The organism is Streptomyces sp. NPDC000404 (assembly GCF_040300365.1).
In the GTDB taxonomy this organism is placed as follows: Bacteria; Actinomycetota; Actinomycetes; order Streptomycetales; family Streptomycetaceae; genus Streptomyces; species Streptomyces ramulosus.
Map to the genome: position 1 here is coordinate 152,426 of NZ_JBEPDN010000004.1, position 13,468 is coordinate 165,893.

Annotated in this window: 13 protein-coding genes; 12 read left to right on the forward strand and 1 reads right to left on the reverse strand. The window is 71.4% G+C overall.

Going from position 1 to position 13,468, the window contains the following annotated elements; all coding sequences use genetic code 11:
• The first annotated feature begins 90 nt into the window (after positions 1–90).
• The 5 genes from ABT345_RS08840 to ABT345_RS08860 all read left to right on the forward strand — a co-directional run bounded on the left by ABT345_RS08840 (position 91) and on the right by ABT345_RS08860 (position 4,129).
• Positions 91–429 (forward strand): hypothetical protein, encoded by a 339-nt coding sequence (locus tag ABT345_RS08840; protein ID WP_345087598.1) that lies wholly within the window; start codon positions 91–93, stop codon positions 427–429.
• Positions 426–1,094, forward strand: coding sequence for a glycoside hydrolase family 18 protein (locus ABT345_RS08845; RefSeq protein WP_345087600.1), 669 nt, complete (start codon positions 426–428; stop codon positions 1,092–1,094). The genes ABT345_RS08840 and ABT345_RS08845 overlap by 4 nt, the downstream gene beginning before the upstream one ends.
• 502 nt (positions 1,095–1,596) lie before the next feature.
• Positions 1,597–2,712, forward strand: coding sequence for a baeRF3 domain-containing protein (locus tag ABT345_RS08850; RefSeq protein WP_345087602.1), 1,116 nt, complete (start codon positions 1,597–1,599; stop codon positions 2,710–2,712).
• A 208-nt stretch (positions 2,713–2,920) separates the two neighbouring features.
• Positions 2,921–3,331 carry a RidA family protein gene (locus tag ABT345_RS08855; protein ID WP_345087605.1) on the forward strand — a complete coding sequence of 137 codons (411 nt, stop codon included), beginning with the start codon at positions 2,921–2,923 and terminating at the stop codon, positions 3,329–3,331.
• A gap of 180 nt (positions 3,332–3,511) precedes the next feature.
• The gene (locus ABT345_RS08860; protein ID WP_345087607.1) at positions 3,512–4,129 is read left to right on the forward strand and encodes a TetR/AcrR family transcriptional regulator; all 618 of its coding nucleotides are present in this window, start codon (positions 3,512–3,514) and stop codon (positions 4,127–4,129) included.
• A gap of 167 nt (positions 4,130–4,296) precedes the next feature.
• Here the strand turns inward: ABT345_RS08860 and ABT345_RS08865 are convergent, their stop codons facing one another.
• On the reverse strand, positions 4,297–5,283 hold the full coding sequence (locus ABT345_RS08865; RefSeq protein ID WP_345087609.1) for a chitinase: 987 nt from the start codon (positions 5,281–5,283) through the stop codon (positions 4,297–4,299).
• Positions 5,284–5,665: 382 nt separating this feature from the next.
• On the opposite strand from ABT345_RS08865, the gene ABT345_RS08870 reads away from it, so the two are divergent.
• The 7 genes from ABT345_RS08870 to ABT345_RS08900 all read left to right on the forward strand — a co-directional run bounded on the left by ABT345_RS08870 (position 5,666) and on the right by ABT345_RS08900 (position 13,456).
• Positions 5,666–7,117 (forward strand): amidase, encoded by a 1,452-nt coding sequence (locus ABT345_RS08870; RefSeq protein WP_345087611.1) that lies wholly within the window; start codon positions 5,666–5,668, stop codon positions 7,115–7,117.
• Positions 7,118–7,416: 299 nt separating this feature from the next.
• The gene (locus ABT345_RS08875; protein WP_345087614.1) at positions 7,417–7,635 is read left to right on the forward strand and encodes an EF-hand domain-containing protein; all 219 of its coding nucleotides are present in this window, start codon (positions 7,417–7,419) and stop codon (positions 7,633–7,635) included.
• Positions 7,636–8,390: 755 nt separating this feature from the next.
• Positions 8,391–10,238: a phage tail sheath family protein gene (locus tag ABT345_RS08880; RefSeq protein ID WP_345087616.1), complete on the forward strand. Its 1,848-nt coding sequence runs from the start codon at positions 8,391–8,393 to the stop codon at positions 10,236–10,238.
• Between the two features lie 86 nt (positions 10,239–10,324).
• Entirely contained in the window at positions 10,325–10,849 is a 525-nt protein-coding gene (locus ABT345_RS08885; protein ID WP_030279463.1) for a phage tail protein, read from the forward strand.
• Positions 10,850–10,882: 33 nt separating this feature from the next.
• Complete coding sequence (locus tag ABT345_RS08890; protein WP_345087622.1) at positions 10,883–11,641, forward strand: hypothetical protein; 759 nt, start codon at positions 10,883–10,885, stop codon at positions 11,639–11,641.
• On the forward strand, positions 11,634–12,455 hold the full coding sequence (locus ABT345_RS08895) for a hypothetical protein (protein ID WP_345087624.1): 822 nt from the start codon (positions 11,634–11,636) through the stop codon (positions 12,453–12,455). The genes ABT345_RS08890 and ABT345_RS08895 overlap by 8 nt, the downstream gene beginning before the upstream one ends.
• Positions 12,452–13,456: a Pvc16 family protein gene (locus tag ABT345_RS08900; protein WP_345087626.1), complete on the forward strand. Its 1,005-nt coding sequence runs from the start codon at positions 12,452–12,454 to the stop codon at positions 13,454–13,456. Before ABT345_RS08895 ends, ABT345_RS08900 begins: the two co-directional genes overlap by 4 nt.
• The last annotated feature ends 12 nt before the right edge of the window (positions 13,457–13,468 follow it).

Consider the following 13,468-nt stretch of genomic DNA (forward strand, 5'->3'; position numbering starts at 1 on the left):
GACCCCTTGACGTCACCTTTGGTCTAGTCCATTCATTGCCAGTGCACGGTCACACTCTTCCCTCTTCCTTCCCGGAAGGACCGGACACTGATGAGGAAGCCGATCCGTTTAGCCCTGGCCACGGCAGCCGCCGGAGCCTTGTCCGCCGCCGGAATCACCGCCGCCGACGCGAGTACCGCGAATCCGCAGGCGATCCACGCGGCCGCCCACCTCAACGCGGCGGGAGAATTCGCCCCGTACGTGGACATGAGCAACTCCGCCGCAGACATGCTCGACACCGCCATCACCGACCACGGGGTGAAGACCTACACCGCCGCCTCACCATCGGCGCCGGTTGCGACAACATCTGGGGCGACACGCTCCCCGTCGGCAACGACCCGTACACCGATCCGAAGATCGCCAAAGCCAAGGCCGAGGGCGCCGACGTGATCATTTCCTCCGGCGGAGCAAGCGGTGAGCCGCTGGCCTTCACCTGTACCGACCAGAGCAAGATCGACGCCGGCTACCAGAAGGAGATCGACGCCTACGGCACCACCTCCCTGGACTTCGACATCGAAGGCGCGGCCGTCGCCGACACCGCGGGCGTCGCCCGGCAGATGACTTCGATCAAGAACCTCAAGGCGAAGAACTCCGGGCTGATCGCCTCGGTGACCCTGCCGGTGCTGCCCACCGGCCTGACCGCCGACGGCGTCAACGTGCTGAAGGCCGCCAAGACAGCCGGCGTGAAGCTGGACAACGTCAACATCATGACGATGGACTACGGACAGGGCACCGGCACCGACATGGGCGCGGCGGCGATCAGCGCCGGCAAGGCCACCTTGGCGCAGATGCAGTCCGTGGACTCCGGCTACACCTACGCCAACCTCGGCATCACCCCGATGATCGGCGTGAACGACGACGGCTCCACCTTCAGCCTGGCCGATGCCGCCTCGGTGGCGAGCTGGGCGAAGAGCAACGGGGTCGGCCGGATGTCCCACTGGTCCGTCAGCCGCGACCAGGCGTGCGGCTCGGCCGGGAAGAGCGCGGCCTCACCGGTGTGCAGCGGCATCTCCCAGTCACCGTTCGCCTTCACCGACGCACTCAGCAAGGGCTGACGCCCCGAACCACCTGGGGCCCGTCCGATTCGCAGATCCCGCGTGCCGCCCGGGCCCCCGTCGCAGGGCCCGGCGCCGTAGAGACGCTACGGAGCGAGACACTACGGAGCGTTTGGCGGCGTGCTCTTGGGGTGTTCGTCGCATGGTCTCCGTGCGACGCGCGGGGCGGTGCTCGAGACGGGCGCTCGGGACAGGCGCGCAGGGCGGACGCCCGGGACGGACGCGCGGGCGGCCTCCCCTCCGATGACACCACGCATGGCGCGAGGCCGCTTCCGGAGCCGTACCGTCGTCCGGTCGGCAGCCCACGGCGGCGGGGTGCCACGGGGCGGTCCGCGCACCTGCTGCCCGACCGGGGAATCGGGCATATCGTTCGTAGTGTGGTCGGGCGGTGGGCCCGGGGCGGATCCCGTTGGACGCCCCTCGTATCCCGTTCGCAACTGTTCCGTCCCCTCCGCGGTCCCGCTTCGGCTTCGTGAATCCCCGCGCCGAAAGAAGGCTTCCGATGCATGCTGCCCTCACTTCCGCCGACCTCGCCGAGCTCCGCCGGCAGCGGCCCTATCCGGCCGTGTCGGTCCTGATGCCCACGCACCGCCGTGAGCCGGACAGCACACAGGACCCGGTCCTGCTGCGGAACATGCTGGCGGAGGCCAAGGAGCGGCTCCAGGACGATCCGGACGTCTCCCGGCAGCGCCGGATCGATGTCATCGAACAGCTGGACCTGGCGGCGTCGGAGATCGACCTGACGCACGCCGAGGACGGCCTGGTCGTCTTCGCGGCGCCGGGAGAACACCAGGTGTGGTCGCTGGGCCGCACGGTCCCGGCCCGGGTGGTGCTCTCGGACACCTTCCTCACCCGCAACCTCGTCGCCGCGCAGGCCGCCGAGCACCCGTACTGGGTACTGGCGCTCTCCGCCGACCGCGTCAGCCTGTGGAGCGGCGTGGCCGACCGCGTCGCCGAGGTGCACCGCGGCGGATTCCCGCTGACCCGCAGCCTGGTGGACCCCGATCCCGAGGATCAGCTCCAGGTGGGCGACGTGCCCAGCACCTTCCGTGACGAGCACACCCGCAAGTTCCTGCGGGACGCGGACACCGCGCTCGCGGCCGTCGTCAGAGCCGCCCCCCGGCCCCTGTACGTGGTCGGCGAGACGGCGGCGCTCTCGCTGTTCGAGGAGGCCGGGACGGTCGTGCGGGGCGGCACCAACGCCAAGAACGCGGTGACGCAGGTGCCCCACACCGGGCTGGCCGGCGGCCCGCCGGACGCCCTGTGGCAGGCGATCCGCCCGTACGCCGAGAAGCGCGCGGATGCCGAAGTCGCCGAGGTGCTGGCCGAACTGGACCGCGCGCGCGGCCGCCGGGCGTTCGCCGCCGGCGTGGACGAGATCCGGCAGAACGCCGAGGTGGGCCGGGTCGCGCTGCTGGCGGTGGAGGAGAACTACCGGGAGACCGTGCGGGACACCGGCGATCACCTCATGCCGGCCGAGCCCGGCGCCCCGGACTCCGTCGACGACATCGTGGACACGATCGTGGAACGGTCGCTGGACACCGGCGCGGAAGTGCGGTTCGTACCCGACGGCGTGCTCGCCGAGGTGGGCGGAATCGCGGGGACGTTGCGGTACTAGGCCGCCCCTCTCCGATGGCGTGATGCGTGGGATCGGGGTACCGGGACCGGCCTGCACCTGGGTGCTGACGGGCATGCGGTGCAGAGCGAGCCGGCGGCCGACGGACGGTGTCCCATCGCGGGAGACGGCGAACAGGAAATTGCGTCGAACGCGGGGCCGGTCTTTGAGAAGGTCGTGAGCGTCCTGGATCTGCCGCGAGAGGAAGCCCGTGCCGCGCGCTGTCACGCTGATTCGTTCCGCCTCCCTGTCCGACGTCGCCGAGTACGCCTACGCCGCCACGGCCCCGGCCGAATCGCGGCTGATCTTCCTGGCCGGAGCATGTCCGCTGAACGCGGACGGCTCCACTGCGGCGATCGGAGACGTCGCGGGGCAGGCGGCCAAGGCCGTGGAGAACATGCGGACCGCTCTGGCGGACTCCGGCGCCTCGCTCCACGACGTCATCAGCACCCGCGTCCTCGTCGCCTCCCACCGGCAGGAGGACCTGGTGACGGCGTGGAAGGTGGTCCGGGCCGCGTTCGGCGACCACGACGTGCCCAGCACCTTGATGGGCGTCACCGTGCTCGGCTACGACGGCCAACTCGTGGAGATCGAAGCCGTCGCCGCCGTGCTCGATTCCTGAGCCGGATCGAGTGGCCCATGGTCGGTGACCGTCTGCCGCGCTCACCGGCAGGTGGCCGGCGTCCGCGGCGGGCACCCTCACCCCGCACTCACCCGATGAGGTCACCGAGCACGAAGAAGGCGAGCGGAGTGAGTGCTCACTCATTGACGGAGTGAGCACTCACTCCGTACTCTCGCAGACATGACGGCATCTCAGGAGAACCAGACCGCCACTACCCGCCGCCGCGCCCCCGGCATGTCGCCGGAGCAGCGCCGCGGGATGATCATCCAGACCGCGATCCCGCTGATCACCGAGTACGGCGCCGCGGTGACGACCGCGAAGATCGCCCGCGCCGCGGGCATCGGCGAGGGCACGATCTTCCGGGTCTTCGCCGACAAGGACGAGCTGCTGCAGGCCTGCATGGCCGAGGCGCTCTCCCCCGAGCACGCGATCCGCGAACTCGACGCGATCGACGTATCCCAGCCGCTGCCCGACCGGCTCGCGGAGGCCGCCGAGGCGCTGCAGGCGCACATGTCCAGGATGGGCGCGATCGCCGGTTCGCTCGGGCACCGCGGCGGCAAGCACCCCGGCACGGTCCGCGGCGCGGGCCGCAACGAGTCGACGGCCCGTATCCGCACCGCCCTCGCGGAGCTGCTGGAGCCCGAGAGGGCCACCCTGCGCCGCCCGCCGGAGCAGATCGCGGCCCTCTTCTTCGGGCTGCTCTTCACCCAGCCGCGCACGGAGGACGAGCCCGACCTGACCCCGCAGGAGCTGGTGGAGGTCTTCCTGCACGGGGCGCTCTCGGGGGACGCCGAGTAGGCACACGGAGAAGGCACCTGGAGGCCCGGCCGCGGCCGTGATCACCGGGATCAGAAGCAGCTGTCCGGAACACGGCAGGCCCGGAACCGGGTTCCGGGCCTGCCGATGACGGAGCGTTCCCGGGCCGGCCGGGCCCCGCGGTCGGCGTCCGGGCAGGCCTCTGCCGGTCAGCCGTGGTAGCGCGCCACCACCTTGGTGTAGTCGTACTGTGCCTGCTTGACCCCGCTGCACGAGTCCGCGTCGAGGCCGCGGGTGCAGGAGCGGTCGCGGTTGACCGACCAGAAGGTGAAGCGGGCGAGGTGGTGCCGCTGGGCGTAGCGGAGCATCGTACGGAAGTTGCGGACGCTGATCTTCTGCCCCTTCATGTCCGTCTTGCCGTTCATCGTGGAGATGCCGATGTGCCGGTAGGCGGTGGCGGACTTCACCCCGTACGCGGCGGCGACGGCGTTCTTCACGCCGTCGGCGGACTTCATGGTGGTGGTGCCCATGGTGTGCGGGGTGTCGAAGTTGAAGGCCATGACGTTCCATCCGGTCACCGGAAGGTGTGCCGCGCCGGCCCGCTTGATGAGGTCACGGATGGTGTGGACGGGCCCGTCGGACCGGCCGCTGAAGGTGATGTAGACCTTCAGCGAGGGGTTGGCCGCCTTGACCTTCTTCAGCGCGTCGACGATGCGCTGGCGGACGACGGGCTTGTCGTCCTCCGTGTGCTCGATGTTGACGTCGATCGCCTTGAGCCGGTAGGCGCTGATCACCTTCTGGTAGGCGCGGGCCAGCGCGGTGGGCGTGGTGCAGGAGATGCCGAGCTTGTTGCCGCTCCATCCGCCGAAGGAGGCGACGACATCGCCGCCTGCCGCGCGGATGTTCTTGATGGCCTTCTCCTCCGCCCCTCCCCGCAGGGGCCGCGAGCCGTCCCACTTCGGGTTGCACGTGCCACCGGAGGTGATGAACGACAGGGTGAACTGCTTGATGCCCGTGGCCTTCATGATGCCGACGGGGTTCTGGGGGTGCCCCCAACCGAGATACAGGTAGGGCGCGTTGATGCCGACGGGGAGGGCGGCGGCCTGAGCTGCCGGGGCGGCGGCTGTGGACGAGGCACACAGCGCGCCCGCCGCGGTGCACGCGACCAGCGCGCGTCGCATCAGGAATCGACTCATGAACAGTCCTTTCAGGGGACTTGGGGACGAGCTGAAATGTACTCAGGGATGCGAGCCGATCACGGGGTGAGCTGAGGAAATAGGGGTTCGGCGACGGGTCGGGCCACTCGGCGGGTCACCTGGCAGGAGCCGTGCCCCGAGCCGGGGACGTTTCGCTGACGGCGGGGCCCGCCTCCCCCACCCGGCCGGGTCCGCGATCGGCGGGGCAGTCGAACCACTCGACGACGATGACGAGTTCTGCGGGATCCCACCGCGCATCGACATGACTGACGGCCGGGAGCTCTCTCCACCGACAGAGACCGACATGACGACTCGATCCATCAATCCCATTGCCCAAATTGGCGTTTTATGACCTCTCCAAGAGGTCAGTACGGTCGGATTCATGGAGTGGAACTTTCAGAGCGCAGAAAATCTCGCGGCCGCCCTGCGTGCCGGTGAAGTGACCTCGGTGGAGCTGACCGACGAGGCAATCGCCCGTATCGAGCGGGACGACAAGGCGATCAACGCGATCTGCGTGCCGGATTTCGACCGTGCACGGGCCGCCGCGCGCGATGCCGACCGTGCGCGTGCCCGCGGCGAGGACCGGCCGCTGCTCGGCATCCCGGTGACGGTCAAGGAGTCGTACAACATCGCCGGGCTGCCCACGACCTGGGGCATGCCGCAGCACCGGGACTACGTGCCGGCCGAGGACGCGGTACAGGTGTCGCGGCTCAAGGCCGCCGGCGCGGTGGTGCTCGGCAAGACCAATGTGCCCCTGGGACTGCAGGATCTGCAGAGCTTCAACGACATCTACGGCACCACCAACAACCCGTGGGATCACGCCCGCACCTCGGGCGGATCGTCCGGCGGATCGGCGGCGGCGCTGGCGGCTGGATTCGGCCCGTTGTCCATCGGCTCCGACATCGGCGGTTCGCTGCGCACCCCCGCGCATTTCTGCGGTGTCTACGCGCACAAGCCGACGCTCGGGCTGGTGGCGAATCGCGGCATGGTGCCGCCGGCCACGCCGGCGCTGCCGGTCGATCTCGACCTCGCCGTCGTCGGCCCGATGGCGCGCACCCCCCGCGACCTCACGCTCCTGCTCGACGTCATGGCCGGTCCGGACCCGCTGACGCGCGGCGTGGCGCACGAGCTGACGCTGCCGCCCGCACGCCATCAGCGGTTGAGCGACTTCCGGGTCCTGGTCCTCGACGAGCATCCGTACCTCCCGACCGGATCCGCCGTGCGGGCCGGCGTGAACCGGGTGGCCGACGCACTCTCCGACGGCGGCGCCCACGTCGCACGGCACACTCCGCTCCTGCCCGACCTGGCCGAAGCCGCGACGCTCTACACGCAGTTGATGTTCTCGGGCTCCGTGGCGCGTTTTCCCGTCGAAGCGTACGAGCAGCTTCGGGACCGAGCCGCCGGGCTGAGCGCGGACGACGTGAGTCTCGACGCGGCGCGGCTGCGCGGGATGGTGCTGAGCCACCGCGACTGGATCAAGGCGGACGACCGCCGCGAGCTCCACCGTCACGGCTGGCGGCAGCTCTTCGCCGAGTTCGACGCCGTGGTGTGCCCGATCACGCCGACTCCCGCGTTCTCGCACGACCACAACCCCGACCTGCTGGCCCGCCGGATCGACATCGAAGGCGTCGAGTACCCGTTCTTCGACCAGCTCGTCTGGGCCGGCCTGGCCACCATGCCCGGCCTGCCCGCCACCGCCATACCAACGGGCCTGTCCCCGGACGGCCTGCCGGTGGGAGTGCAACTCATCGGCCCGATGTTCGAGGACCGCACCCCACTGAGGCTGGCCGAACTGCTCGAACAGAGCATCGGCGGCTTCCAGGCACCGGAGTAGGGCGTATCAGCGGGGGTCCGTCGAGGCTGAGGTACGGATGACAAGCGGGGGGCCTGGTCTGACACCCGCGGCCTGGGGCGCGGTCCCGGCCGTGCCGACCGGCCGTCCCTCGCCTCGGCAGCCGGGTCCTGTCCGTATCGGACACAAAGGCTTCGCGTCCGATGCGAACCCCTACGGTCCGTCAGGCCTGTTGCTTCTCCACCGACGCTGCCAGATGGCCCTCCCGCAGCCGGCGACGCACCGGATTGGCCGGCGGATAACCTGGGCCCGTCGGTAAAGATCACAGAAGGGCAGAACACATGGCAGACATCGTGGAGACGGCGGCGCGGAAGGTCTTCGCGCGCTACGACATCGACGGGGACGGCCAGGTCACCGCGGAGGAGTACCGGAAGGTCATAGCGGAGCTGGAGGGCTCGGAGATCACCGAGGCGCAGGCTCAGGAGCTGATCGACTCGCTCGACACCGACGGCGACCGCAAGATGTCCTTCGAGGAGTTCTGGGCGGCCATGAATGGCTGACGCCGCCGGGTCCGGCACGTGATGGTGCCGGACCCGGTTCGTCGTCCTGCCGATCCGGTGTGTCGGGGGTGCCGTTGTGACTGATCACGCGCCGCGACGTTGCGCTGGTGTTCTTCACCGCTTCCGCGAGTTTGAACGCCCGCGGGTCGGTACTCGTCCAGCAGAAGACCCCGTCAGGGCGCTTGTGGGTTGCCGTCGTGCGGAGACGCCTCCCTCGCCATGCCGGGAAGCTCGCGCTCGTACGTCGGTCGCGAGGCAGGCACCCGAGCGTTGACCCTCGCATCAGCGGACAGCCGCCCCGGCCTCCAGGTCCGCCTCGTCCCGCACGATCCACTCGCCGACGCCCGACGCCACGGCGCGCCCCACCGGATCCGACCCTCCCAGTTCCGGTTGCGGTGAATTGGGGAATCGTTGGGGAAGGAAGCGCAACGTGCTCGCACAGGACCTTCGCAGGCGCTGACCTGAAAGGTTCTTGCCCCCTCAACTGCCCTTGAAAGACACTGCGTTAGCACTTACGCATCAGGAGTCACAGGTCCGGGCCGTGCGCCTCGGGTCTGGTCCCGTGCAGGTCGGGCCACGGATCACGGGTCGCCTTCGCACCGGATGCAGACGGGGGAACTTGATGGGTAGTTGGGGGATGCGCGACCACGATCGATGCGGGGCGCGGTCGTGGAATCTTCCGCACCCGCCGTCCCTCCCCCTTTCTCGATTTCTTGGTGTCCTCACACTCGGTGCCTGAAGGGATTGGAGGGGGAATGCCGACACAAACGACCTATCCCGGCGTCTATGTCGAAGAGCTTCCCAGCAGCATCCGCAGCATCACCACCGTGACGACGTCCGTGACCGCCTTCGTCGGCCACACCCGGCGCGGGCCGCTCAATCAGCCGGTCCGGATCACCAGCTTCGCCGATTTCGAGCGCCGCTTCGGCGGTCTGACCTCCCGCAGCCCGGTCTCCCACGCGGTCCACCAGTTCTTCGGCAACGGCGGCGCCATCGCGGTGATCGTCCGGGTCGCCGAGGCCGGCAGCGGTGAGGAGGCCCACGTGACCCTGGAGTCCACCGAGGGCCGCAGCGAGTGCCCGGTCCTGGAGGTGCACGCCAAGGAACCCGGCGTCTGGGGCGACGGCCTGCGGGTGGTGGTGGACCACGAGACCCCGTGCCCCGAGGAGACCTTCAACCTCCAGGTCCTCGACGCGCACGGCACGGCCCGGGAGTCCTTCACCGGCCTGTCCATGGACCCCGGCAGCGGACGGTTCGTGGAGACGGCCGTCAACTCCGGCTCGGCGCTGATCCGGGTGGTCGCGGTGGGCGAGGAGCGCCCGGACCCGTCCGGCACCGTATCCAAGCCGTTCCACCATCAGCTTCCCGATCTCGCCGTCGAGCTGACGGTGAAGATCGGCGAGGTGGAGCGGGAGTTCACGCTCTACGACGCGGACTGCGACGGCGAGCCGCCGTGCGACGTCACCGAGCTGGCGCTGCTGCTGGAGCACAAGCTGCGGTCGCTGCCGGACGCCCCCGGCAGGCACGCGTTCGCCGGCACCCGGGTGACGCCCTTCGGGCGCCGCATCCAGGTCGTGGCCGGCTCCACCGATCCCTGCGACGTGGTCCGCTTCGTCGGCGAGTGCGCCAACGACCTCGGCCTGGAGGCGTCGGTCAACCCGCCGGTCTTCGCGCTGTGCGGCGGCGCGGACGGTGCCCCGCCCGGCCCGCGCGACCTGATCGGCAGCGAGGCCCGCAAGAGCGGCCTCCAGGCACTGCGCGACCTGCCCGACGTCAATCTGCTCGCACTGCCCGAGCTGGCGTCGTACGAGTCCACCGACGACATGCTCACGGTGATCTCGGCGGCCCAGCGGCTGTGCCGGGAGCGGCGGATGTTCCTGCTGGTCGACGCGCCCGCCGCCTGGGGCAGCGTGGATGCCGCGCGGGCCGGGATCGGCGCGTTCGACGCGGTGCGCGGCAACCACGCCGCCCTGTACTTCCCGCACCTGCAGCTCACCGACCCGCTCACCGGCCGGCTGCGCTCCTTCCCGCCGTCCGGTGCGCTGGCCGGTGTGATCGCCCGTACCGACGGCGAGCGCGGGGTGTGGAAGGCGCCGGCGGGCACCGAGGCGCGGCTCGCCGGTGTGCACGGGCTGACCGTCAAGCTGACCGACCGCGAGACGGGCCTGCTCAACCCGCTCGGCATCAACTGCCTGCGGACCTTCCCGATGGCCGGCCCGCTGGTGTGGGGTGCCCGCACGCTGGAGGGCTCGGACGCGCTGGACAGCGAGTGGAAGTACGTTCCGGTGCGGCGGCTGGCCCTGCACGTCGAGGAGAGTCTGCTGCGCGGTCTGCAGTGGGTGGTCTTCGAGCCCAACAACGAGCAGCTGTGGCAGCAGATCCGGCTCAATGCCTCGGCGTATCTGCACTCCCTCTTCGAGAAGGGCGCCTTCAAGGGCGGCACCCCGCGGCAGGCGTACTTCGTCAAGTGCGACAAGGACACCACGACCGAGGCGGACATCGAGAACGGGATCGTGAACGTCGTCGTCGGCATCGCGCCCGTCAAGCCGGCCGAGTTCGTGATCGTCAAGATCCAGCAGCTGGCCGGGCAGTCCGACCTCTAGGGCGCGAGGCGCCGGGTTTGGCCGGCGGGCCGGCCCCCGTGCGCCCCACGACGCCGATGTACAGGAATCCGACCTGAAGGAATCCGATGGCTGAGTTCAAGATCAACGCCCATCGCTTCGACCCGTACAAGAACTTCAAGTTCCTGGTGCTGTGGGACGGCCGCACGGTCGCGGGGGTCAGCAAGATCAGTCCGCTCAAGCGCACCACCGAGGTCGTCAAGCACCGCAACGGCGGCGACCCCAGCTCCCCGCGCAAGTCTCCGGGCCGCTCGGAGTTCGAGGGCATCACCCTGGAGCGCGGGGTCACCCACGACCCGGAGTTCGACCGCTGGGCCAACAAGGTCTGGCAGGTCGGCGCGGGCCTGGGCTCGGAGGTGTCGCTCGCCGACTTCCGCAAGGACATCGTCATCCAGGTCCTCAACGAGGCCGGCCAGGTCGCCGTCTCGCACAAGATCTACCGGTCCTGGCCGAGCGAGTACCAGGTCCTGGGCGAGATGGACGCCAACGCCAACGCGGTGGCCATCCAGAGCCTGAAGCTCGAATGCGAGGGCTGGGAGCGCGACTACGAGGTCCCCGAGCCCCAGGAGCCCTCGTTCACCCACCCGGCCTGAGCGGGCGGCGACGAGGTGGTGACGAGGTAACGGATGGCGGTCACCGGGCCGGCGGAACTGCTGGCCACCTGGGAGGCCGGGCTGGCCGAGCAGGGCGCCGGCCGGGCCCTGTTGCTGCACCGGGCGGCCCGCCCCGGCGAGCCGGCCGACGCACTGCTGTCGGCGCCGCTCGGGGAGCGGGCGGCCGACCTCTTCGCGCTGCGCCGGGAGCTGTTCGGCGACCGGATGGAGGTCACGCTGGACTGCGCGGCGGACGGCTGCGGCACGGCGCTGGAATTCGAGCTGGACGCCGGGGAGCTGGCGGCAGCCCGGCCGGGGACGCCGGAGGGCGGGCTGCGGGTGGCGGAGGGCGGGTGGAGCGTACGGTTCCGGCTTCCCGGGCCCGCCGACCTGGCCGCGGTGGCCGCCGCCCGGCCGGCGGACGCGCGGCACGCCGGTCGGCTGCTCGCAGCCCGGTGCGCCCTCGCCGCCCACCGGGCCGGCCGCCCGGCCACCGCCAAGGACCTCGCCCACCTGCCCGAACCGGTGCTCAAGCGCTTCGCCGAGGCCGCCGAGGAGGCTGACCCGGGCGCGGAGTTGACGCTTCAGGTCGCCTGCGCGGAGTGCGGCGCGCCCACCGCCGCGGAGCTGGACATCGCCGCGTACCTGTGGACCGAACTGGACGCCTGGGCCCGGGACCTGCTCCTGGACGTCCATCTGCTCGCCTCGGCCTACGGCTGGAGCGAGCCCGAGATCCTGGCGCTCAGCCCGCTGCGGCGCCGCTACTACCTGGAGCTGTGCGCGGATGCCTGAGATGCCCGAGCGGACGCCTGCCGCGTCCGGCGACTACCTCGGCCGGCTGCTGGCCCGGTACGCCCCCGCGCCGCCCGCCGATCCCTTCGGCCCGCCCGGGGGCGCCGAGGGGCCGGGCCGGCGGACGCTGGTCCGGCCGCGGCTGCCCGGCCCGTTCGAGCGGGTGGAGGCGCTGGGCGGCCCGGCCGGCGGCGACGTGGCCGACGACGGGCTGCCGTCCCCGCGGGCGCCCGGCCGGCCCGCCCCGGCTCCGTTCGCCGGGCAGCCGCCGCGCGGCGAACACCGCACGGAGCTGCGCACGCGGCACGAACGGGAGACGGTGATCCGCACCGAGGCGGCACCGGAGGCCGGGCGCGGGCCGGCCGGCCGGAGGCCGGGCCCCGCACCGCTGCTCCGTCCCGCGGCGACTGCCGTGCCCGGGGCCCGGGCCGCGGGCGGCGAGGGCGTACGGCCGCGGGGGCGGGCGAGCGGTGCGGAAGGGCCGGCAGGGAGCCGGGAGGCGGCGCCGTGGGACGCGGGCGGGGCCGGGCCGGCACCGTCGTCCGGTGCGCTGCGGCCGCGCGCCGACGCCCCGGCGGCACCCCGCGCCCCCGCACCGCCCCGCACCGCGGCAGCGGCCGGCCGGCGCGGATCGCGCGGCCCCGCCGAGCGGGTGGTGCACGTACAGATCGGCCGGCTGGAGGTCAGCGCGGCCGGCGCCGAAGGCCCCGCCGCGGGCGGCCGCCCGCCGCGCCCGGAACGGCGCGCGCCCGCGATGAACCTCGCGGACTATCTGGCTTCCCGGCAACGGACTTCAGGGGGACGGTCCCAGTGAGCAACGCACTCGCCCTCGCGACGGTCACCCAGGCCCTTGCGCTGCTGATCGAGCACAATCTGCACCCCGAGATCGACATGGCCGTCTCGGTGGAGACCCGCAAACCGCCGTCCGATCCGCCGACCGACCCGACGATCACCGTCTTCCTCTACCAGGTCTCCCACAACCCCTCGATGCGCAACAGCGACCTGGTCACCCGCGCCTCCGACGGCACACTGCTCAAGCGCCCCGCCGCGGCGATCGACCTGCACTTCCTGATCAGCGCGTACGGGGAGGAGCAGGAGCTGGTCGGCCAGCGGCTGATCGGGAGCGTGGTGCGGACGCTGCACGAGATCCCGGTGCTGCCCCGGGAGTTGATCGCGGAGGCGAGCGAACGCCCCTATCTGGCCGGGAGCGATCTGGCCGAGTCGCCGCAGAAGGTCCGCTTCACACCGACCCAGATGGACGTCGACGAGACCTCGAAGCTCTGGGGCATGCTCAACAACACGCCCTATGCGCTGTCGGTGAGCTATCAGGCGTCGCTGGTGCTGCTGGACGGCCATCAGAAGCCGGCACCGGCCCGTCCGGTGCGGCAGCCGGAGGTGACGGTGGTGCCGAAGGTGCCTTTGGAGGCGCCGTTGGCGGACGCGCCGCCTGGGCCGGCGGCGGATGCGGGGGCCGGGCCCGGGCCTTCCGGGGCGGCGGTTTCGGGTCCGGTGCCTTCCGCGCCGGCCGAGGACGCCGCTACGGAACCCGTTGCGGAACCCGTCGAGGAGATCCCGAAGGAGATCCCGAAGAAAGCCGCGAAGAAGGCGACGGGCGGGCGGGCCGCGCCCCGCAAGTCCGCTGCGGGTAAGGAGAGTTCGGGCGGCGGGCGATCGGGTGGCCGTGCCCGTGGCCGGGCCCGCAAGGCGGTCGGCGGCGAGCCGGGGGAGGCGGACCGCGCCACCGGCGCCGGCCGTTCCGCCGGCACGGGCCGTACCGCGGACCCGAGCCGTACCGACGACGGCGGGGAGGGCTGAGGCGCGGTGCGG

Coding starts and splice junctions, on each gene's coding strand:
- ABT345_RS08840 (WP_345087598.1), top strand. CDS start 91: ATGAGGAAGCCGATCCGTTTAGCCCTGGCCACGGCAGCCGCCGGAGCC.
- ABT345_RS08890 (WP_345087622.1), top strand. CDS start 10,883: ATGGCGGTCACCGGGCCGGCGGAACTGCTGGCCACCTGGGAGGCCGGG.
- ABT345_RS08870 (WP_345087611.1), top strand. CDS start 5,666: ATGGAGTGGAACTTTCAGAGCGCAGAAAATCTCGCGGCCGCCCTGCGT.
- ABT345_RS08850 (WP_345087602.1), top strand. CDS start 1,597: ATGCATGCTGCCCTCACTTCCGCCGACCTCGCCGAGCTCCGCCGGCAG.
- ABT345_RS08875 (WP_345087614.1), top strand. CDS start 7,417: ATGGCAGACATCGTGGAGACGGCGGCGCGGAAGGTCTTCGCGCGCTAC.
- ABT345_RS08865 (WP_345087609.1), bottom strand. CDS start 5,283: ATGAGTCGATTCCTGATGCGACGCGCGCTGGTCGCGTGCACCGCGGCG.
- ABT345_RS08860 (WP_345087607.1), top strand. CDS start 3,512: ATGACGGCATCTCAGGAGAACCAGACCGCCACTACCCGCCGCCGCGCC.
- ABT345_RS08895 (WP_345087624.1), top strand. CDS start 11,634: ATGCCTGAGATGCCCGAGCGGACGCCTGCCGCGTCCGGCGACTACCTC.
- ABT345_RS08880 (WP_345087616.1), top strand. CDS start 8,391: ATGCCGACACAAACGACCTATCCCGGCGTCTATGTCGAAGAGCTTCCC.
- ABT345_RS08885 (WP_030279463.1), top strand. CDS start 10,325: ATGGCTGAGTTCAAGATCAACGCCCATCGCTTCGACCCGTACAAGAAC.